The sequence below is a fragment of the Rhodococcus sp. JVH1 genome, from assembly GCF_000280725.2.
GTDB classification, from domain to species: domain Bacteria; phylum Actinomycetota; class Actinomycetes; order Mycobacteriales; family Mycobacteriaceae; genus Rhodococcus_F; species Rhodococcus_F jostii_A.
In genome coordinates, this window is sequence record NZ_CP166289.1 from 236,198 (window position 1) to 254,869 (window position 18,672).

Below are 18,672 nucleotides of genomic sequence, written 5' to 3' on the forward strand. Positions count from 1 at the left end.
AGTGACGACAGACTGGTTCGCCAACCAAGGTGATACCGGTAGCCGTGAAATGGCGCATACCCCAGGCTCCGGCCATCACTATCGGACGTTCTGCGGCGCAGCGGTTTCCGTGTGGGAGGCGGACTCGCGGCGGACGCCGCCGTAGGTTGCGGTTCGGATGCTGAACAGGGTCAGCAACCCGATGAGGCACGATCCGGCGAGAAAGTATGCCGGCGACAAGGCGCTGCCGGTCCGGTCGATCAGCCAGGTGGCGATATATGCGGCCGTTCCGCCGGTCGCGATCGTCGCCAGATTGAAGCCCAGGGCGACGCCGGTGAGCCTGACGCGAGAGTTGAACAGCGATGGGAACAGTGGTGCGGTGGCGACCTGGATGAGCGGGGTGCCGAGCGCGAAGAGGAAGAATGCCACGCCCGCGACGACGAGCCCGTGGCCGCCCATCAGCGACATGGCCGGGTAAGCAAGGATGCCGGATCCGATCAGTCCGGCTGCCGCGACCGGGACGCTGCCGAATCTGTCGACGAGTAGACCAGCGATCGGCATCAGCAGCGCGATGAGGACGATGATGAGCGCGGTCGTCCAGGTGACCGCGGTCCGATCGAAGCCGCCCTGGCGGACCAGGTGGATGCCGATGTAGGTGAGCACCATGTAGCCCGTGGCATTCTGTGCCACGCCGAGCCCGAATACCTGCAGAACCTGCTTGGGGTGTGTGCGGATGAGTTCGGTGAACGGTGACTTCGCCAGGTCGTCCTTTGCCGCGGCGTTCTCGAACTGTGCGGTGTCCTCGATGCGGGTCCGGGTCCACAGGCAGAACAGCAGCAGCGGGACGCCGAGCAGGAACGGGATTCGCCAGCCCCAGCTGGTCATCTGTGGTTCGGTGGTGAGCGCTGAGACGGTCCCGACCGCAATTGCGGCGAGCGCGAAACCACCGTTGCTGCCGAGTGCGACGAACGAGGCGCCCAGACCCTTACGTTTTTCCCCGACGGTCTCGTAGACGTAGGTCAATGCTCCGCCGAGTTCTCCGCCGGCGGAGAAACCCTGCACCAGTCGTGCGAGGACGAGCAGGATCGGCGCGACGATGCCCGCTGACGCGTACGTCGGCAGGCATGCCATGAGGAGGCTGCCGACCCCCATCAGCAGCACGGACACCAGCAGAGCGCGCTTGCGTCCGTGCCGGTCCCCGAGGCGGCCGAAGAAGATGCCGCCGATGGGGCGCATGAGGTAGGCCGACGCGAAGACGGCGAGACTGGCGAGCAGTGCGGCGGTGGGGTCGTTGCCGGGGAAGAACAGTGGGCTGACGACCACGGCCAGGTATGCGTAGACGGTGAGGTCGTAGTACTCGACGATGGTGCCGACAGCCGCGGCGAGAACGCCGCGGCGTCTGGTTTGCTCGAGGGTGCGCGATGTGGAATTCGTGTGGGTCGCCACGAACATCTCATTTCTGTGCGAAAGCGTGGACCGAAGGTGCGCCTACCGCAGGTGGGAGTGGGTCACCTCGTGCGAGCGCTTCCACACCATAACCGCGCATCCGCTAAATCTGTACATGTTTCTGAATATTAATGGAAGCAGTCCGCTAGAGCTGCCAGTGCACGGGCTCGGAGATGATGTGCGCAAGGCGCTTACGGTAGTACTTCGCGGTGTCGTGGACGAAGGCCTCCATCGCCTCCCCTGCTGCGGACGCATTTCGGGAGCGCATGGCATTGAGCACCAGTTGCTGCGCTTCGACGGCGGCGGTGCGGGTGATCTCAGGGTGCCGCGAGGGTTCCGCGTCCCGCACCAGGAGCAGCAGCGTTTCCATGAGGATGCGCAGCACCGGGTTTCCGGATGCGGTGTAGATGGTGGTGTGGAACAGCGCGTTCTTCTCGATGAAGTTGGCGTAGTCGTCGGGCCGCGTCCGCATGCTGTCGAGCGCTGCCTGCAATTCGTCCAGCTGGCCGTCCGTAATTCGAGGCGTGGCCTGTTGCGCGACCACCGGTTCCAGGGTCAGCCGGGTGTCGATGACGTCGCTGAGATTTGCACCCTCGAGCTGCAGGAACAGTTTCATGGTGTTGCCCAGTGATTCGAATTGAGGCCGGCACGCGACGGGGCCGCCGCCGACACCCGCCCGAATGGTGACCAGGCCTCGGCTCTCGAGCAGTCGGAGGGCTTCGCGCACAGTCGTGCGCGCCACGCCGTACTCGGCGACCATCTCCTTCTCGGTCGGCAGCCGGTCACCGGCCACGATGCCGCCCCCGAGGATCTCGTCCGCTATCTGGTTCGCGATGCGTTCGGACATTTTCGGGGCTCTGCCCGGTGCGCGATGGGCGTCGTCCGGCGTCAGTGCGTTCCCGGTGCGCTCGTCGACAGTTCGATGTGTAGCCGCCATGCGTACAAACCCTACCCAGCTCCGAGAGAGAATCGACAAACTCTGTACATATTTAGGGAAAGTGGCTAGCGTGACACCCATCAACACGTGGCACCAGTCAACATCCGAACGTGATGCTCTCCCGGAGGTAAAGATGTGGCCGACGCGCCCACCGACGCCCGACCTTGGCCATTCCTACCGCGAGTCAGGGCACTGGCGTGATCAACCGATCGGGCACTACTTGACGCGCGCCGCCTCGCAGTTCCCCGATGCAGTGGCCGTGATCGACGGCGACACACGGTTGACCTTCGCCGACGTCGACCGCAACGCCACCACGCTCGCTGCTGCGCTGCATTCGGCCGGAATCGGCGCCGACGACGTGGTCTCGTTCCAGCTCGCCAATCGGGCCGAAGCGGTCATCGTCTACCAAGCGATCATGAAGCTAGGCGCCGTCGCCAACCCCATAGTCCCGATCTACCGAGGGCGCGAGCTGCGGTTCATCCTCGGGCAGGCGCGGGCGTCGGCCGTCTTCATTCCCGCGACCTACCGAGGATTCGATTACGCCGCGATGTATGACAAGCTGCTCGACGACTTGCCGCACCTGAAGAAGGTCGTCATCCTCGGCGACCGTGGCGAGCGCGGCACCGACGAGCGGATGACCACCTGGACGGAGCTGCTCGGCAGCGCCCCGGCAGAGGCCGCGAAGGTGGTTGCCGCACTGCCCCAGCCGGATCCAGATCAGGTCTGCCTGCTGTTGTACACCTCCGGGACGACCGCGGATCCGAAGGGCGCACTGCACAGCCACAACACGCTCGTATTCGAGAACCTATCGATGATCGAGTTGTTCGGACTCAACGAGAACGACGTCATCTTCAACCCGTCGCCGGTCACGCACGTGACCGGCGTGAACTGTGCCTTGACACTGCCGTTCCTGCTCGGAGCGCCCGTCGTGCTGCACGATCAGTGGGATCCAGTCGCCGCGCTCGACAAGATATCCTGCCACGAAGCCAGCTTCATGATCTTCTCCACACCGTTCCTGCAAGGGTTGCTCGACGCCGCCGTCGCGGCGGGTCGCCCCACTCCGTCGATCCGGTACATCGTGTGCGGCGGCGCTGACATGCCGGACGAACTGACCCGCCGGGCCACCGATCGGCTCGGCACCGTCGTCCGCATGTACGGCGCCACGGAGGGACCGTCAGTCACAGCCGGCAATCGCTGGGACACAATGCAATTACGCACCCGAACCGACGGTCGAGTCCTGGCGCCCACCGAGGTGATCATCGTCGACCCCGCCGGGCGCCCTGTCGCGCCCGGCGGAGTCGGCGAAGTACTGTGGCGGGGCCCCGACACCTTCCTCGGATACCTCGACTCGTCGCTCAACGCCGCGGCGTTCACCGACGACGGCTTCTTCCGGTCCGGTGACCTCGCGCGGTTCGACGACACCGGCGCAATCCACATCGAGGGCCGAATCAAGGACATCATCAACCGGTCCGGCGAGAAGATCAGCACTCACGAGGTGGAAAACCTGCTCAGTGAGCACCCCGCTGTCAGCGAGGTCGCCGTAGTCGCGGGGCCAGATGCGACGACCCGTGAACGGGGCTGCGCCTTCGTCGTCACCCACGACGCGCAGGACCTCACCCTCGAAGACGTCCACGAGTTCCTGATCGGACGCGAGGTCGCCAAACAGAAAATCCCCGAGAGCATCTTCGTGGTGGACGTACTACCCAAGACCGCGAGCGGCAAGATCCAGAAGTTCGCGCTCCGCGACTGGACCCGTAACCGCACCCACGTCCCGCCGCAGATGGTCGGCGTCAGCCTTCATGCGGCGCATGAGAAGTGAGGACGACATGACCGAGCACATTCGCATCTCCCAACCCGAACCAGGGATCGCCCTGGTCGAACTTGCCCGCGGCAAGGTCAATGCACTCGACCACCGAATGTACGGCGAACTCGCCGAGGTCTTCGACCGGCTGTCGGACGATCCGACAGTCAACGTCGCCGTGCTCACAGGACGCGGTCACGTGTTCTGCGCGGGCAACGACCTCAACGACTTCCGCACCATGGACACGACGAGCGGTGAACTGCAGATGCGCAATGTCCGCCGCGCGATGTTCAACCTCATCGACTGCTCGATCCCCGTCATTGCCGCTGTCAACGGGCCGGCACTCGGCAGCGGATTCGGCCTGACCGCATCGTGCGACCTGGTGGTGACCTCGGAGAAGGCGACGTTCGGGTTGCCGGAAATGAACGTCGGGGTCCTCGGCGGCGGCCGTTTCACCGCCCGCATGCTGCCGCAGCAGGCAATGCGCCGGCTGTTTTTCACCGCAGAAGCCGTCGACGCACACACCCTCGAGCGGTGGGGCGCGCCGATCGAGGTAGTACCCCACGACGCACTCATGAACACCGCATTCACCCGCGCACGGTCCATTGCCTCGAAGAGCCGCTACGCACTGACCCTGGCGAAGCAATCGTTGAACGGCTGCGAGGGTATGGATCTCAAGCGCGGCTACGAGCTCGAACAGACCTTCACCGTCCGGCTGTCCGAGCATCCGGACTCCAAGACTGCGGTCGAGGCACACATGGCCGCACTGACGAACGGCAAGAACCCATGAGTACGGCAACGAGTGAACTGGCAACACCGGAGGACCTCGACGCGTTCGGCGAGCGGGCCACCGCGTGGCTGTCCCAGCGGCTGGACCGGCATCTGCCGGCCTCCGGAACCGACCTGTCAGGAGGCGATGCGGAGCCGTCCTACGCTATCTTCCACAACCGCACAGAGGCCGAAGAGCGCGAACTGCTCGTCCGAGGCAAGGCCTGGCAATCCGCACGCGTCGACGCCGGGTTCGGCGCCATCACCTGGGGCCCCGAATGGGGCGGACCGGGCCTGACCGCGTCCCACGAACGGATCTACGTCGAGCTCGAACGTCAGTTCCGCACCCCGGAGCGGCACGAAACCATCCTGGTGACCGTGGAGCTGATCGCACCGACCATCCACCTGCTCGGCACCGAGGAACACAAACAACGGTTCGTGCAACCGTTCCTGCGTGCCGACGAACTGTGCTGCCAGCTGTTCTCCGAACCCGGCGCCGGCTCCGACCTGGCCGCGCTCGCGACCCGCGCAGTTCGCACCGACACCGGCTGGAAGATCACCGGTCAGAAGGTGTGGAGTTCGGGCGCACAGTTCTCCGAGTGGGGACTACTCATCGCGCGCACCGACCCTGCCGCACCCAAGCACCACGGAATGACGGCGTTCCTCGTGCCGATGGACGCCCCAGGCGTCGAAACCCGGCCCATCCGCCAGATGTCCGGCGGTTCCACGTTCAACGAGGTGTTCCTCACCGACGTCGAATTGTCTGACTCGCTGCGTCTCGGCGAGGTCGGCGACGGGTGGAATGTCGCATTGACCACCCTCGGTTTCGAACGCGGCTCCAGCGGCGGAATCGTCTCCGCCGGCGGCAGCGCAGCCGACCTGATCCAGCTTGCCAAGCAACTCGGCATCACCGACGACCCGCAGGTGCGTCAGACACTCGCCAAAGTCGTCGTCTACGAACGCGCCACCGCAATGTTCAACGCCCGCTATGCCGAACGTGAACTCGCCGGACATGTTCCCGGAGTCGAGGGCTCGATCGCCAAGCTCGTGTGGACGCAAAATCTCAAGCGCATCGGGGATGCCGCGGCCCGATTCCTCGGACCCCGCATCCTCGCCGACACCGGCACTCCGAACACCTACGCCTGGACCGAGCATCTCCTGGGTGCCCCGGGCTACCGCATCGCCGGCGGCTCCGACGAGATCCAGCGAAACATCATCGGCGAACGCGGCCTCGGGCTGCCCAGAGAACCGCGCTAGGAGCAAACATGGCCCTCGAATTGACCCACGAACAAGAACAACTTCGGGACAGCGTCCGCGCCCTCCTCACGAAGACCGATGCGAAACACGGGCTGTGGGAAGGCCTCACCGGCCTGGGCCTGACGGAGATCCCCTTCCCCGAACGCTTCGGCGGAGCCGGTTACACCCTCACGGACACCTCCGTCGTGATGCACGAACTCGGCCGCACCATCTCCAACGCCGCCTACTTCTCGTCCGTGTGCCTCGCCGGACTCACCCTCTCGGAATGCGCCTCGGACGCGGGCCGCGCCACACATCTACCCGCCATCGCAACAGGCAAATGCACCGCTACCCTGGTCGCCGGATACCCGTACTCGGACACCCCGATTACCGCCACCCCGTCCGGTGACAGCCGGCTGATTCTTCGGGGCACACAGGAATTCGTGGTCAATGGCGACAGCGCACATCTCCTCGTCGTTGTCGCACGCGGAGAGAAGGGCCTCGCGCTAGCCGTCATCGACGGCGCCGCACCCGGCGTCGTGCGTACCCCGCTCGAGTCCCTGGACACCACCCGCCCACTGACCCGGATCGAGTTTGCCGACGCCCATGCACAGGGGGTCGGCGACGCGAACCTGGGGGCGACACTGCCCCGCGCGCAGGCGTCAGCCCTCGTGGCGCTGGCCTCCGAACAGGTGGGCGCCGCCGAGGCGTGCCTGGAAATGTCGGTCGAGTACGCCAAGACCCGGGAACAGTTCGGCCGACCGATAGGCTCGTTCCAATCGATCAAGCACCGACTCACCGACATGCTGGTGGCACTCGAACTGGCGCACGCCGCAGTACTGGACGCGGCCAACGCCGACGAAAGGCCAACAGACGAACTAGCCACTGCAGCGAGCATTGCGCACGTGCTGGCGTCCGAGGCCTTCACCTACGCCGCCGAAGAATCCATCCAAATCCACGGCGGCATCGGATTCACCTGGGAACACCCTCTACACAGGTACTTTCGGCGGGCTAAGAGCGACGCACTGTTATTCGGCAGCGCAGAGACGCACCACGAAGTCATAGCAGCTTCGGTGATATAGGTGTTCGGGGAGTTGGTTGCGTGCCACCGCAATCGTCGGCCGGAATGATTGCAGCCGACTTACAGGCAGGCGAGAACGTCGTCTGCACCCTTGCCTGCATTGCAACCTCGAGTTCGGATTGACCGTGAACCGACTCCACGGCCGAAACCCGGGTGCGAGCACGGGGCCGCAAGACCGACCGTCGACGAGAAGTCGCAAGTGGATCGGGGCCACAGCATTGCGCGGCCCCCTCCCCGATGCGTAGACCTCCACCGTGCGGTTCACGTCACTGGTCAGATACCGCGCCCGGTACCTGCCCCGGCGGGCGCAGTCCGCCCCGGCGGTACTCCCGGCCAAGCGACGCACTCGATCGGCACAACTGAGATCAGCGCCCAGTGTATGACGTTTGGCTGACAGTGCGGGGCGGGTCGGATACAGCTGAGAGGGCATCGACAGTGACGTGGGTGGCCCACCCCGCGACGCAGACCCGCCGACACCACACGACCGGTGACCGATGCATGCAGCGAAGGAGCAAACGTTCGTGCTCGAGAACGAAGTCCACCCCCTCCGCATCCCGTCCCCGCCCGCCGATCCGCAGCCGCTCCGACAAGCGACGCGTCCGGACCGGTCACCGACCGTGGCCACTGGTCGGTGCGGGGGTGGTGTGCGGCGATCCCTGGCCGACGCCGATCCGGATCGAGAATCCGATGGTGAGGACCCGAGCACGTCCTCGCCCCTACCCGACGATCCGATCATCTGGCCCGACCCCAGTCCCCTCGCCGACTGGTGGGACCGAGTACTCGGCCAGCCCTCGACCACCTGAGGACCCACGGACCTGCTCGCATGTGTGGAAGTCGTGCGGTCCAACGTCGTCGTGTCGGCGGAAAGTACAGTCATCGCGGGTGCGGTGTGTTCTGCTGAGCCACACAGAAGCCGGGAGGTGCGGTGTCCGAGCTGGGGTCGGTGGACTGGCGCCGATGAGCCCAACCGAGGCAGCGGAATTGTTCCGCAAACGCCCTGTTCACCGGCTGCACGGGTATCCGTGGTGGCGGCTCGAGAAGCACGTCGATCTCGGATATCACCTGCGGCACACCGCCGTTCCCGGCGACGGCACCATGACCGAACTGCTGTCCCTGGTCTCGCAGATGCACTCGATGCCGCTCGATCCGCAGCACCCGATGTCGGAGACCCGGACCTCCGGGACTCCCCCGCGCCGTGGAGCCCGTCGGTGGCGGCCCCCACTCGGCATTCCTCCCTCGACCCACGCGGGGTGCTGCGGTCTGGCCTGGGCATCACGAGGGAGATGCTGGCCGCCGTCCCCACCCTGGTCCGTGCCGGCTACCACGGCCTGACCGAGGAGCGCCTGACATTGCCGTTGCTGTCCCCGCCGACGATCTTCAACGCCCCGACCGGCCGGGCCCGCAAGGTCGCCGCCCGATCCTGGCCCTGAAACAACTGCGCCGGCTCTCCGCCTGTACCGGTGCCCCGTTGGATGTGGTGGTGTTGACCCTGTGCGCGGGCGCGCTCCGCGCATATCTGCTCGAGCAGTACGCCCTCCCCGAGGTGCCGTTGACCGCGATGCTCCCCGTCCCGCTCGACCTCGGCGAGGGCCCCACCATCAGACCGGGCGGCAACCGAGGGATCGGGGCAATGGTGGTATCCCTGGCCACCGACGAGGACGACCCCCTCGCCCGCCTGGCGCGGATCGCCGGCTCCGTAGCCCATACCAGCGGAATTGTCGCCGCCCTGAGCCGTACCCAATTTCAACTGGTCAGTGCCCTGACGTTGAGTCCGATCATGCTCGACCCGGTCCGCCAGGTCCTCGACGACATCCCGCCACCGTTCAACGTGATGATCTCCTACACCCCGGGGCCGACCCGCCCGCGGTACTGGAACGGCGCCCATCTCGACGCTGTCTACCCCATACCGACCCTCGCGCGCGGCCAGGCCTCGAGCATCACCCTCACCAGCCGATCCGGACAGCTGCACGTCGCGGTCGTCGGTGACCGGACCGCGGTCCCTCATCTGCATCGGATCATCGGCCACCTCGATACCGCCCTGACCGACCTCGACACCGCGGCCCGCGCAACCCCTCGGTGACACTGGTGACGGCGCGCCGACACGCATTCGTTTGAGCATCCGGCCACCGCCCATTGCCTCCGGCGGATAGGGAGAGCAGTGTGAAACACAGAGAAATGACCGGCGACGCCGGGTCGGCGCCGCCCTGAGGAGAAGGGTGCCGATCGTGTTCGCACGCTCAACCACAATTCAAGCGCATCCGTCGTACATCGACGCCGGGATCAAGCACGTACGCGACACCGTGATGCCCGCGCTGGCGGACGTCGAGGGCTGCCTGGGAATGTCCTTGCTCATCGATCGCAGCTCGGGCCGGTGCATCGCGACCAGTTCGTGGCGGGACGAGGAATCGCTACGCGCCAGCGAGGGGCCGGTACTGAAGCTGCGCGACGTCGCAGCCGAGGTCTTCCACGGCACCACCGAGGTGTCGCGGTGGGATATCGCTGTCATGCATCGTGACCATCATTCGGATCGCGGGGCCTGTTGCCGCGTCACGTGGGTCAAGACCGAGCCTGCCCACATGGACCGCGCCGTCGACGTGTGGAAGATGGCCGCACTGCCCAAGATGGAGGAACTCGACGGCTTCTGCAGCGCCAGTCTGATGCTCGACCACGCCGCGGGTCGCGGGGTGTCGTCGCTGACATTCGACAGCTCCGAGGCAATGGAACGCAACAGAGAACGCATCGACCGCATCCGGGACGAAGGAGTTCGCGAGGCGAACGCCGAGGTACTCGATACTTGCGAGTTCGAGCTTGCCATTGCGCACCTGCACGTCCCCGAGATGGCGTGAACTGTCGAACTGTCCAGAAGGAATCCCACACTGCAACCAGGAGCTCTCACCCGAAGCTCGTCAGTGCGACAACCGAACTGATGCCGACGGGACCGCTGCCGAGCAGCGGGTGAAGCTGACGGGATCACGGCCACTCAGCACGTCCCCCACCCCGTCGGCACCTTCGCCGCGGTGACCCACATTCGCGTCATCCCGGCGCTCGACCCGACTCAGGGCGCGAACGTCGCTGATCGTGAATGCCTGCGCATCTAGTGTCCTGAGTCTTTAATTCTGGCGCAGTAGTGTGCGATGGAGTCGAGGATCTGGTCGGCGGTCTTGACCCAGACGTAAGGTCTGGGGTTGTCGTTCCAGGTCTCGATCCATGCTCGGATGTCTTTGTTGAGCTGTTGGACCGAGGTATGGGTGGAGCGTTGGAGCTTCTTGGTGGTCAGTTCGGCGAACCAGCGTTCGACGAGGTTCATCCACGATGAGCTGGTCGGTGTGAAGTGGATGACGAAGCGCGGGTGCGCGAGGAGCCATCGTTTGACCGCGGGAGTCTTGTGGGTCGATGCATTGTCCATCACGAGGTGGACATCGAGATCGTCGGGCACCTGAGCGTCGATCTTGCGAAGAAATGCGATGAATTCTTGTGCGCGGTGGCGTGAATGGAGTGATCCGATCACCTTCCCTGAGGCGATGTCTAGAGCAGCGTACAGGCTCGAGGTGCCATTGCGGACGTAGTCGTGACTGGCGCGTTGCGGGGTGGTGGGAAGCATCGGGAATATCGGTTGGGTCCGGTCCAGTGCTTGGATCTGAGTTTTTTCGTCGACGCAGAGCACCAGAGCCCGCTCGGGCGGGTTCATGTACAGGCCGACGACGTCACGGACCTTCTCGGTGAACAGTGGATCCTTCGACAGTTTCCACGAGTCTTGTTTGTGCGGGGCCAAACCGAACGCGCGCCACACTCTCGAGACCGTCGATTGCGAAATATCGAGATGCTCTGCCATTGATCGTGTGGACCAGTGTGTGGCATTCTTCGGTGTCGTTTCGAGGGTCGAGGTAATCAGATCCTTGATCTTGTCGTCGTCGATCGTCCGCGGACGGCCCGGGCGTGGTTCGTCGAGCAACCCGTCGCATCGGTCCTCGACGAACCTGTCGCGCCACCGCCGCACCGTGCCTCGGTTCAACCCCAACCTCTGCGCCACTTCGGTATTCGATCCACCATCGGCGGCAGCGAGAATGATTCGCGACCTTACTGCCAAACCTGCAGCGGTCTTGCGTCGCCGCGACCACCCCTCGAGTTCTACGCGTTCGGCCTCGGTCAGCACAATCTCCGTCGGTCGCGGACCACGAGTTGCCATGACCAATCTTAACAACCGATCGCTTATTTATGACTCAAGACACTAGCTCGTCCAACGCAGGGACCATCACCGGTCTCGGGTCGCTCAGCCACTCGCCGTCAAACGTGTAGTGACTTAACTGATCGAGCGTGGCCGGGTTCCGAACCGTCACATCCAACGTCTCGACCGGCGCCACATCCACACAGCCTGTGGTACCCAGCACCACAGCCAGCACCATCAACAACCCCCATGACGAACGCAACCCTGAGGGTGCCGACTTCACCGCGTGAGAATATCCGACGTCGTCTGTCGGGTCAGTGCAGCGACCTCGCAGTCGATGCTGCCCGGCAGAGACTTCATCGCACCTGCCGCCCGGCTCGACCCACGGAGCTCCGCCAATGAGGCTTGTGGACGAGCCGTCGAATCCCCGTCAGAGTTCTCGCCGTCGATCCCCGCCCCGGCGGACCGGGGCGGGGATCGACGGGCACCTCGTGGGTGCCAGCGAAAACCCGGCGTCCGTCATCGTGCGCGAAGACCCCCGGTCTGCCGGCATCCACCGCGACATCAAAGTCTCCCGCCGCATCCGAAGTGCCACGCACACCACGCTCGGGCTTGCCCTGGGGCCGGAACCTCAACCACTCCCGCGCGGAAGTCGTCAAGTCAGGTGCCGCCGGGATACCTCGGCCCCCTTGCCGGCACCGCTGGCGCCGGACAACCGCCCACCGCACGGCCCCGAAGGCCATGATTCCCACGGGCCATAATCTTCACCGCAGGATGACCGCGGAATCCATCAGGGCAATGTTGCAACTCACGCCACCGACATCTCCGCTTGAGCAACATGGAAGGCTCGCTCGAGCTCAGCCGAGATCCGGCCGCGCGAGGACACCTCGTGACCCGCCCCGATCGCCCACTCACGAATCTCCCTGGACGACGTCTTCGCCGGAGCCTTACTCACGGCCGTCCTCTTGACCGGCACCTTCGCCGCGACCACCTTCTTCACGGCCTTTTTCTCCGCAGCCGCCTTCGTCGCGACTGGCTTCTTCACGACTGTCTTCGCCGCGACTGTCGTCGGCGCGGCTGTCTTCTTCCCGGCCGTCTTCCTCCCGGCTGTCTCCGTCGCGGCCGTCTTCGTCACCGGAGCCGTGCTCGCCGCCGCCCGCTTCACCGGAGCCGTCGCCGCGGCCGTGATTTTCACGGCTGTCTTCTTCGTGGCCGTCTTCTTCACCGGCGCCGTTCTTGCATGAACCTTCTTCGCCTGAGCGTCATGGAAGGCTTGCTCGAGCTCAGCCGGAATCCGGCCGCGCGACGACACTTCGCGGCCCGCCCCGATCGCCCACTCACGAATCTCCCTGGACGACGTCTTCGCCGGAGCCCTACTCACCACTGTCCTCGTCACCGGCACCTTCGCCGCGACCACCTTCTTCACGACCTTTTTCTCCGCAGCCGCCTTCGTCGCGACTGGCTTCTTCACGACTGTCTTTGCCGCGACTGTCGTCGGCGCGGCTGTCTTCTTCCCGGCCGTCTTCGCCGCGGCCGTCTTCTTTATGGGCGCCGCTGTTGTCTGAGCCTTCTTCGCCTGAGCGTCATGGAAGGCTTGCTCGAGCTCAGCCGGAATCCGGCCGCGCGAGGACACTTCGCGACCCTCCCCGATCGCCCACTCACGAATCTCCCTGGACGACTTCTTCGCCGGAGCCTTACTCACGGCCGTCCTCTTGACCGGCGCCGTTTTTGCCTTAGCCTTCTTTGCCTGAACCTTCTTCGCCTGAGCGTCATGGAAGGCTCGCTCCACCTCGGCCGAGATCCGGCCGCGCAAGGAGACCTCGCGGCCCTCCCCGATCGCCCACTCACGAATCTCCTTGCTTGTCTTTTTCGCCGAACCTTCAGAACCCCTCGGTGATACCGCCATGTGTCTCCTTCTTCGCCCGGGCAACCGTCGAACGCACACAGTAACGGCAGGCGGCTTCTCACGGTAATCAGGAAGTTCATCCGAACTGACATTTCACCGTCTTCAGCCCATCTCTGATCTGGGCAGGCCGACGCGATCCTCCTGAAGTTCCCAACTCACGCCGCATCAAGATTCAGGCAGAACGAGCGCGACTCACCTTGGCAGTCAGTAACCTTGGTGAGCCGCAGCGATGATAGGTAAGGTTGGGATTGCGCAGCGCGACCTTGGACCGAGTCGATCTCGAATGAGGCTTTATGGCCGGCGGTTACCCATTGGACCGAGTCGCTCTGAACCGGGTCAGCAATGTCGAGCCGTATTTGTCAGGGAGGTTACCGGGCCTGGTTGAGTGCTCGTATCCCCGCAACTGAACGATGGAGATGCGGCGTACTCCGACGAGACACGCCGGCATCCCTCTATCGACATCAACCCGACACGTGATGTCCGGACACCGATTCGCATCCAAAGGTATACAGACAACTCCGTTCTCGCGACATCACGCCGCTCCTACCGAACCAGCATCGAGGAGTACGGACGGAAGGACATCCATGACTGGGAAAGGAAGTGCCGACAACCGTGAACGGGCGGGAACGATCGCGATAGGGCCGGCCATCGCGACTACCGCCCTCCTTACTGCCTGGAGTCTGACCTATTGACTGCTCGGGTCGGCCCCACGGTGAAGACACGGACCCACCACGCCCGGACTCAGCTCGTCAAGCTCGTTGCGCCCGTTTCCTGACCGGCGGCACACCACGAGGGCATCTCGCTAACGGGATCACCGCGTCGTCGAGTTCGAGTCCGGCACGAGCCGGGGCGTGCGCCACTGCCCCACCATGGTCAACCACCTGCCCCCGGGATAAGTCAGGCAGACGACGAAGTAATTGACGTACTCCACGACGCCGAAGACCCATACCGCCAGCGCGGCTATCGCCACGCCCAGGTGATCGGGCCACCACACGAGCACTCCGACGAGCCCGACCACAAGCAAGCCGGGATCGACGAGCTGGAATACACGATAGGCGGCGGCGAGGGCGACCGGCATAGATGCTCGCTCAACCCAACTACGTGCGGACAACCATTAGATGCCCGCCTGCACGAGGATCACGAGCAGTGGGAACAGCGCGGACCACAGGGCCGCGGAATCCTGCCTGATCTCCAGTCGGGATATCGCGAGGGTGACGGAAACGGCGGCGAAGACCGCCGCAGCGGCCACCTCCCCCGTGCCGAGGCTCAAATATCTACATCGCAACGTCTCTCGCCGCTCCTCGACCCCCCTGCCACCCTATCCAGAGCGCTACCAGCGCGGTAAGGCGACGATCGCCCGGGTCGTCGTGATCAACGTTCGGCGTCCGGGTCGGGCGGTCGAGGTACGGCGTTGCATCGGTCTACCTCCTGTGGGGACCCCCTGCACATTCTTTGACTGCGTATTCCTGGCGCGTTGGCCGTGCCGCACGAACGGGATCGGGCATGCCAACCGATGACCGTCTGCTGAGGATCGCTCTATGCTGGCATGGTGTTCTTTCTATTCGGTTACGGCACCAAGCGGCAACACCTTGGCCCGGGGCAGACCCGAACGTGCCCGCACTGCCACAACACCACACAGTGGGCACGGATGCGGGAATTCAAGCAGTTCACATTGTTCTTCGTTCCGGTCGCACGCTGGAAGCGCCGGCAGTTAGAGGAATGTGGCATCTGCGACACCGCCGTCGAAGTCTGACACCTTCATTCCGGCGACGCGGCCGCTGAGGGAGCGTGCGTTAGTGTCGTTGCCCGGCACGAATTCTCCAATTGTGCAGCCCTGCTGTGCAATTGCGTGGGAATAACCCTCGTCCACCTCGACGATGCCCTCATCGGTCAGCTCACGCACTTCCACAACGAGCTCGGCGCTCGCTTTTCCTTTGTCGGACGCAGTACAAGCACTCCGTCGGCAACTCCGACTTCTACCCCGAGATCCGGCCACGGGGAGGACACTACGCGACCCTCCCCCATCGCCCGCTCACGAATCTCATTGGACGCCTTCCTCACCGAACCTTCAGACCCTCTCGGGAAACCGCCATGTTATCTCCTTCGAGGCGGCCGCCAGATCGGTCTGTGTCATCGACCTATCAGCCAGCGGGAGCATCCGTTCGACCGCCCACAGGATCCGTGGCCGGCGCACACGACGGGCGCGCCGGTCCTCCGACCAGTTGTGCCCCAGTATCCGCAAGTGCGGCGTTGCATTCTTGGTGACGAGCAGAAGCCGGTTGCACGTCCGCCCGCGACGGAGGTACTCGACGAGGCTCCCCAGCGACCTCAACAGACCGTGTTGTCGGCCTGTAGCGGTGTCAGGAGCCGTTGATCACCAGGTCCAGCAGCCAGACCAGCCACGGTATGCCACCCTCAATTGGCAACTCCCACATCGTTCCCTCCCCAGTGTGTCGGTGCGGTACGACCGCCATTGTGCCCGAGACGGAGTCGGTGCACCGGCGAACCGACCGACGACGCCACCATTGCCTCCGCGCCCCAAAGGCGTGAGGCCCGTCGACTACAACAACCGGTCCCGGTCGATCGAGATCAGTGAACTGGGATTGAGCATATTCACCACCCGGCCCGCACGCGACCCGACATGCACGAACACCATTCGCGCACGGTACGCTGCTGCAGCGGATGCGGCAGCGGAGTCACAGGTCGCCGGGCCTGCGATCGATAATCACGTGTGGAGACGCATCCGCTGCCGGTATCTCCCACTCGACCTCAGTCCCCGGCCCCAGGTCGCGAATGGCCGCGTGACCGCCGAGCCGCTCGGCGCGACTCCGAATGTTCGTCAGTCCGTGTCCTTGCGCAGCTCCCGCCGCGATTCCGGTGCCGTTGTCGCTCACGGTCATGACGAGGCGGTCGTCGTCGGCGGTGACCCGGACACTGCATACGCTCGCCTGTGCGTGGCGGGCCACGTTGCTCAGGGCCTCGCGCAGGGCCGCCTGCAGTTCCGGTCCGGCCTCGCCGCCGGAATATCGGTCGACCGGTCCTTCCACACAGACATCAGGGGTGAAACCGAGCGCTGCGGCACTATTTTCGACGATCTCGCTCACCGCGGCACTCAGGCTGCCCGCGTCCCCGGACCCCGCGGTCGCGGTGGACTGGGTGAGATCGAATATGACGGCACGTAATCCACGCACGATGCTGTCCGTCTCGTCGATCAGCGGGTCGAGTTCGGCCGACAAACGTGGTTGCCGGAAACCCAGGGAGGTCAGCGCGAGGCCCAGACCGAACACACGTTGGAGGGTCACATCGTGGAGATCCGCTGCCATCCGGCTTTGTTCGTCATCACGTGCGCTGGCCCGCTCCGCCGCCATGAGTTGTTCGTTCTTGGCCAACAGGCTGGTCCGCATCGTGTCGACCGCGCCGGCGATGATCGCAACCTCCCGGGGCCCGTCGGTGTCGATCTCGCGCCTGTAGTCGCCGCCGGCCACCGCGCCGATGTCGGCGAGAAGATGATCGATGGGCTGTGTCAGCAACCGCCGCGTCAGATACACCGCGATCACGACCATGACCACGGCGAGAACGCACGCGACGACGGTCGCGATGTTCGCCAGGGCCTGCGCCGAGTGGACTCGTTCGACCTGCTCGGTGACCAGGATGTCGGTGCGGGCACTCAATGCCGCGAGCCGTGCGCGCAGGTCGTCGAACAACTCCTTGCCCGTCGCGGTCGTCGACTGGATCCGATCCGGTTCGCTCGCGTTGTCGCCGCGCGCGGAGATCTCCGGCTCCGCTGCCCGTATCCGCCACATCTCGGCCGCCTCGACGGTCGTCTGCAACGCTGCCTGGGCGGCCGTATCCTCGGCGAGCAGCGTGTCCAGGCGAGTGTGCAGTGCGGCCGCGTCACGCCGGCCCGCGTCATAGGGTTCGAGAAATTGCGGATCGCCGGTCAGGGCGTATCCGCGTAGTCCCGTTTCCTGGTTCACATACGACGTGGTCAGCTCGGCAACCGCCCGCTGCGCGGGCAGCAGCTGCTCGGACAGGTCATTGACGGCAGCTCGGACCGCCAATCTCCCGTACACCGAGAAGGCTGCGGACACCGCGAACAGCGTCACCAGGGTGCCGATAGCCAGCCACAGCAGCGTCCGCAACGAGACCCGCGCGGTTTTCGCGCTCGAATCCGTCATCGCGTGCCTCTCGGACTCGCAGAACCAGCCGAGCGGCGTCGGTACGCGCCGACACTCATCGATTCCACACCCGAGTCCACCCTAGGCCCACACCTCGCCGGCAGGGTGGAAACCGGCAACCAGGTCCATCAGCGCTAGGTCACCCGAAACAGACCGAATCCGACATAGCCGCGAGCGGCGCCGGCAGACCGTCCGGCGCTGGCTTCGGACAGAACGGTAACCTTTCTGCCTCGATCGAGAGACAACCTCATCTCCCACGCGTCACGCAATGCACCACAAGCCACTTCATCCACATGAGAGGCGCTGTTCGAGGGCCCAATCGAGGGTTGCACTGCGGTTGCGGTACGCGTCGTCCATCAAGCCGAGAAGTTGCTCCTGACTGATTCGGGTTCGAACACCACTGGCGACTTGTCCCTGGCCGGCCATCGCGAATGGTAGCTCGGCGACGTGGGGATCCACACTGGTGTCCCACGAGCCGCGCGCAGACTGATCCATCGCGAGTGAAAGCTGCTTATCGTCGAGAGCACCCTCGAGCTGTGCCATCTTGCTGTTGACGTTCTGCAAATGGTCGGCGGTCATCTCCTCCTTGACCGAGCGAACCGAGCGACACAGCAGCTTTCTCCTCCGGGGCCAAGTGCCCGTTGAGAATCTGCCGCAGATGGAACTCGACACCGTTGCTCGACCGGCAGGATCGAGCTGTCGGAGTCGAGGTGTGCTTCGATCTCCACTGAGTACTCCGGATCAGGGACGATTCGTTAGGCAGATGCCGCGCACTCGCGTGTCGGCGTAGCTGAGTTGTGCGCGCCAAACAGCGAGCGTTGGAACTCCTCACGATCCTCGAGGAAGATCCCAATCCTGATCTCCGGTGGTGCAACAGGTTGCCGGCCTGTCGATCACGGAAGAACTCATCGACCTTCTCCTGGTTGAACCCGAACGGATTTAACTCTTCGGCAGCCTCACGCCCGTTGACTCGACCGGTAAGCGCGAGGCCGATGGCCTCCAGAAGCGTCGACTTCCCGGCCTCATTCTCTCCGACGAGAATGTTGAAGCGCGCGTGCGGTTCGAACATGAGGTCGCGAAGTTTGCGGTAGCCGCTGATACGCACCTTTTCGATCACGCCAGGTTCCCGTCCGTCTCACCAAGCGTCTTGGTGCGGTACATCGACCCCCCGAGCT

20 protein-coding genes and 1 pseudogene are annotated in these 18,672 nt (G+C 64.6%); 10 read left to right on the forward strand and 11 right to left on the reverse strand.

Going from position 1 to position 18,672, the window contains the following annotated elements; translation table 11 throughout:
- Positions 1–78: 78 nt before the first annotated feature.
- Together JVH1_RS01095 and JVH1_RS01100 are read right to left on the reverse strand one after the other, a co-directional pair.
- On the reverse strand, positions 79–1,431 hold the full coding sequence (locus JVH1_RS01095; RefSeq protein ID WP_016880261.1) for an MFS transporter: 1,353 nt from the start codon (positions 1,429–1,431) through the stop codon (positions 79–81).
- A gap of 139 nt (positions 1,432–1,570) precedes the next feature.
- Positions 1,571–2,362, reverse strand: coding sequence for a FadR/GntR family transcriptional regulator (locus JVH1_RS01100; RefSeq protein ID WP_009480292.1), 792 nt, complete (start codon positions 2,360–2,362; stop codon positions 1,571–1,573).
- A 220-nt stretch (positions 2,363–2,582) separates the two neighbouring features.
- Here JVH1_RS01100 and JVH1_RS01105 point away from each other — a divergent pair, with 220 nt between their 5' ends.
- The 9 genes and pseudogenes from JVH1_RS01105 (at position 2,583) to JVH1_RS01145 (ending at position 10,094) form a co-directional block, all read left to right on the forward strand.
- Positions 2,583–4,181 (forward strand): AMP-binding protein, encoded by a 1,599-nt coding sequence (locus JVH1_RS01105; RefSeq protein ID WP_083849913.1) that lies wholly within the window; start codon positions 2,583–2,585, stop codon positions 4,179–4,181.
- Positions 4,182–4,188: 7 nt separating this feature from the next.
- Positions 4,189–4,953: an enoyl-CoA hydratase-related protein gene (locus JVH1_RS01110; RefSeq protein ID WP_009480290.1), complete on the forward strand. Its 765-nt coding sequence runs from the start codon at positions 4,189–4,191 to the stop codon at positions 4,951–4,953.
- Entirely contained in the window at positions 4,950–6,188 is a 1,239-nt protein-coding gene (locus JVH1_RS01115; RefSeq protein ID WP_009480289.1) for an acyl-CoA dehydrogenase family protein, read from the forward strand. The genes JVH1_RS01110 and JVH1_RS01115 overlap by 4 nt, the downstream gene beginning before the upstream one ends.
- Positions 6,189–6,196: 8 nt before the next feature.
- Positions 6,197–7,249 carry an acyl-CoA dehydrogenase family protein gene (locus tag JVH1_RS01120; protein ID WP_009480288.1) on the forward strand — a complete coding sequence of 351 codons (1,053 nt, stop codon included), beginning with the start codon at positions 6,197–6,199 and terminating at the stop codon, positions 7,247–7,249.
- Positions 7,250–7,742: 493 nt separating this feature from the next.
- Entirely contained in the window at positions 7,743–8,051 is a 309-nt protein-coding gene (locus tag JVH1_RS01125; RefSeq protein ID WP_043782642.1) for a hypothetical protein, read from the forward strand.
- Positions 8,052–8,205: 154 nt separating this feature from the next.
- Positions 8,206–8,352, forward strand: a pseudogene (locus JVH1_RS01130) (wax ester/triacylglycerol synthase domain-containing protein); the annotation flags it as partial.
- Between the two features lie 104 nt (positions 8,353–8,456).
- Complete coding sequence (locus JVH1_RS01135) at positions 8,457–8,678, forward strand: bifunctional wax ester synthase/acyl-CoA diacylglycerol acyltransferase domain protein (protein ID WP_009480285.1); 222 nt, start codon at positions 8,457–8,459, stop codon at positions 8,676–8,678.
- A gap of 44 nt (positions 8,679–8,722) precedes the next feature.
- Positions 8,723–9,328 carry a WS/DGAT domain-containing protein gene (locus tag JVH1_RS01140; protein WP_371113082.1) on the forward strand — a complete coding sequence of 202 codons (606 nt, stop codon included), beginning with the start codon at positions 8,723–8,725 and terminating at the stop codon, positions 9,326–9,328.
- A gap of 136 nt (positions 9,329–9,464) precedes the next feature.
- On the forward strand, positions 9,465–10,094 hold the full coding sequence (locus JVH1_RS01145) for an antibiotic biosynthesis monooxygenase (RefSeq protein ID WP_009480283.1): 630 nt from the start codon (positions 9,465–9,467) through the stop codon (positions 10,092–10,094).
- Positions 10,095–10,342: 248 nt separating this feature from the next.
- Here the strand turns inward: JVH1_RS01145 and JVH1_RS01150 are convergent, their stop codons facing one another.
- From JVH1_RS01150 to JVH1_RS01170, 5 genes are all read right to left on the reverse strand, one after another.
- Complete coding sequence (locus tag JVH1_RS01150) at positions 10,343–11,434, reverse strand: IS630 family transposase (protein WP_043783116.1); 1,092 nt, start codon at positions 11,432–11,434, stop codon at positions 10,343–10,345.
- Between the two features lie 34 nt (positions 11,435–11,468).
- The gene (locus JVH1_RS01155; RefSeq protein WP_371112928.1) at positions 11,469–11,696 is read right to left on the reverse strand and encodes a hypothetical protein; all 228 of its coding nucleotides are present in this window, start codon (positions 11,694–11,696) and stop codon (positions 11,469–11,471) included.
- 525 nt (positions 11,697–12,221) lie between these two features.
- Positions 12,222–13,319, reverse strand: coding sequence for a histone-like nucleoid-structuring protein Lsr2 (locus JVH1_RS01160; RefSeq protein ID WP_371112929.1), 1,098 nt, complete (start codon positions 13,317–13,319; stop codon positions 12,222–12,224).
- 811 nt (positions 13,320–14,130) lie between these two features.
- Positions 14,131–14,397 carry a hypothetical protein gene (locus JVH1_RS01165; RefSeq protein ID WP_009480278.1) on the reverse strand — a complete coding sequence of 89 codons (267 nt, stop codon included), beginning with the start codon at positions 14,395–14,397 and terminating at the stop codon, positions 14,131–14,133.
- A gap of 36 nt (positions 14,398–14,433) precedes the next feature.
- A complete protein-coding gene (locus tag JVH1_RS01170) occupies positions 14,434–14,589 on the reverse strand; it encodes a hypothetical protein (protein ID WP_009480277.1) in 156 nt (51 codons plus the stop codon).
- Positions 14,590–14,865: 276 nt separating this feature from the next.
- On the opposite strand from JVH1_RS01170, the gene JVH1_RS01175 reads away from it, so the two are divergent.
- On the forward strand, positions 14,866–15,072 hold the full coding sequence (locus tag JVH1_RS01175; RefSeq protein WP_009480276.1) for a zinc-ribbon domain-containing protein: 207 nt from the start codon (positions 14,866–14,868) through the stop codon (positions 15,070–15,072).
- Here the strand turns inward: JVH1_RS01175 and JVH1_RS01180 are convergent.
- The 4 genes from JVH1_RS01180 to JVH1_RS01195 all read right to left on the reverse strand — a co-directional run bounded on the left by JVH1_RS01180 (position 15,031) and on the right by JVH1_RS01195 (position 18,614).
- Positions 15,031–15,222 carry a hypothetical protein gene (locus tag JVH1_RS01180; protein ID WP_371113107.1) on the reverse strand — a complete coding sequence of 64 codons (192 nt, stop codon included), beginning with the start codon at positions 15,220–15,222 and terminating at the stop codon, positions 15,031–15,033. The genes JVH1_RS01175 and JVH1_RS01180 overlap by 42 nt on opposite strands.
- Positions 15,223–16,015: 793 nt before the next feature.
- Positions 16,016–17,497 (reverse strand): CHASE3 domain-containing protein, encoded by a 1,482-nt coding sequence (locus tag JVH1_RS01185; protein ID WP_009480272.1) that lies wholly within the window; start codon positions 17,495–17,497, stop codon positions 16,016–16,018.
- A 285-nt stretch (positions 17,498–17,782) separates the two neighbouring features.
- Complete coding sequence (locus JVH1_RS01190) at positions 17,783–18,076, reverse strand: hypothetical protein (protein ID WP_051033822.1); 294 nt, start codon at positions 18,074–18,076, stop codon at positions 17,783–17,785.
- A complete protein-coding gene (locus JVH1_RS01195; RefSeq protein WP_009480269.1) occupies positions 18,009–18,614 on the reverse strand; it encodes an ATP-binding protein in 606 nt (201 codons plus the stop codon). Before JVH1_RS01195 ends, JVH1_RS01190 begins: the two co-directional genes overlap by 68 nt.
- Positions 18,615–18,672: the final 58 nt, after the last annotated feature.

Bases quoted from the DNA above. Each gene is read 5' to 3' on its own strand.
- JVH1_RS01095 (WP_016880261.1), bottom strand. From the start codon at position 1,431: ATGTTCGTGGCGACCCACACGAATTCCACATCGCGCACCCTCGAGCAA.
- JVH1_RS01100 (WP_009480292.1), bottom strand. From the start codon at position 2,362: ATGGCGGCTACACATCGAACTGTCGACGAGCGCACCGGGAACGCACTG.
- JVH1_RS01110 (WP_009480290.1), top strand. From the start codon at position 4,189: ATGACCGAGCACATTCGCATCTCCCAACCCGAACCAGGGATCGCCCTG.
- JVH1_RS01115 (WP_009480289.1), top strand. From the start codon at position 4,950: ATGAGTACGGCAACGAGTGAACTGGCAACACCGGAGGACCTCGACGCG.
- JVH1_RS01120 (WP_009480288.1), top strand. From the start codon at position 6,197: ATGGCCCTCGAATTGACCCACGAACAAGAACAACTTCGGGACAGCGTC.
- JVH1_RS01125 (WP_043782642.1), top strand. From the start codon at position 7,743: ATGCATGCAGCGAAGGAGCAAACGTTCGTGCTCGAGAACGAAGTCCAC.
- JVH1_RS01150 (WP_043783116.1), bottom strand. From the start codon at position 11,434: ATGGCAACTCGTGGTCCGCGACCGACGGAGATTGTGCTGACCGAGGCC.
- JVH1_RS01160 (WP_371112929.1), bottom strand. From the start codon at position 13,319: ATGGCGGTATCACCGAGGGGTTCTGAAGGTTCGGCGAAAAAGACAAGC.
- JVH1_RS01165 (WP_009480278.1), bottom strand. From the start codon at position 14,397: ATGCCGGTCGCCCTCGCCGCCGCCTATCGTGTATTCCAGCTCGTCGAT.
- JVH1_RS01175 (WP_009480276.1), top strand. From the start codon at position 14,866: ATGGTGTTCTTTCTATTCGGTTACGGCACCAAGCGGCAACACCTTGGC.
- JVH1_RS01185 (WP_009480272.1), bottom strand. From the start codon at position 17,497: ATGACGGATTCGAGCGCGAAAACCGCGCGGGTCTCGTTGCGGACGCTG.
- JVH1_RS01190 (WP_051033822.1), bottom strand. From the start codon at position 18,076: ATGACCGCCGACCATTTGCAGAACGTCAACAGCAAGATGGCACAGCTC.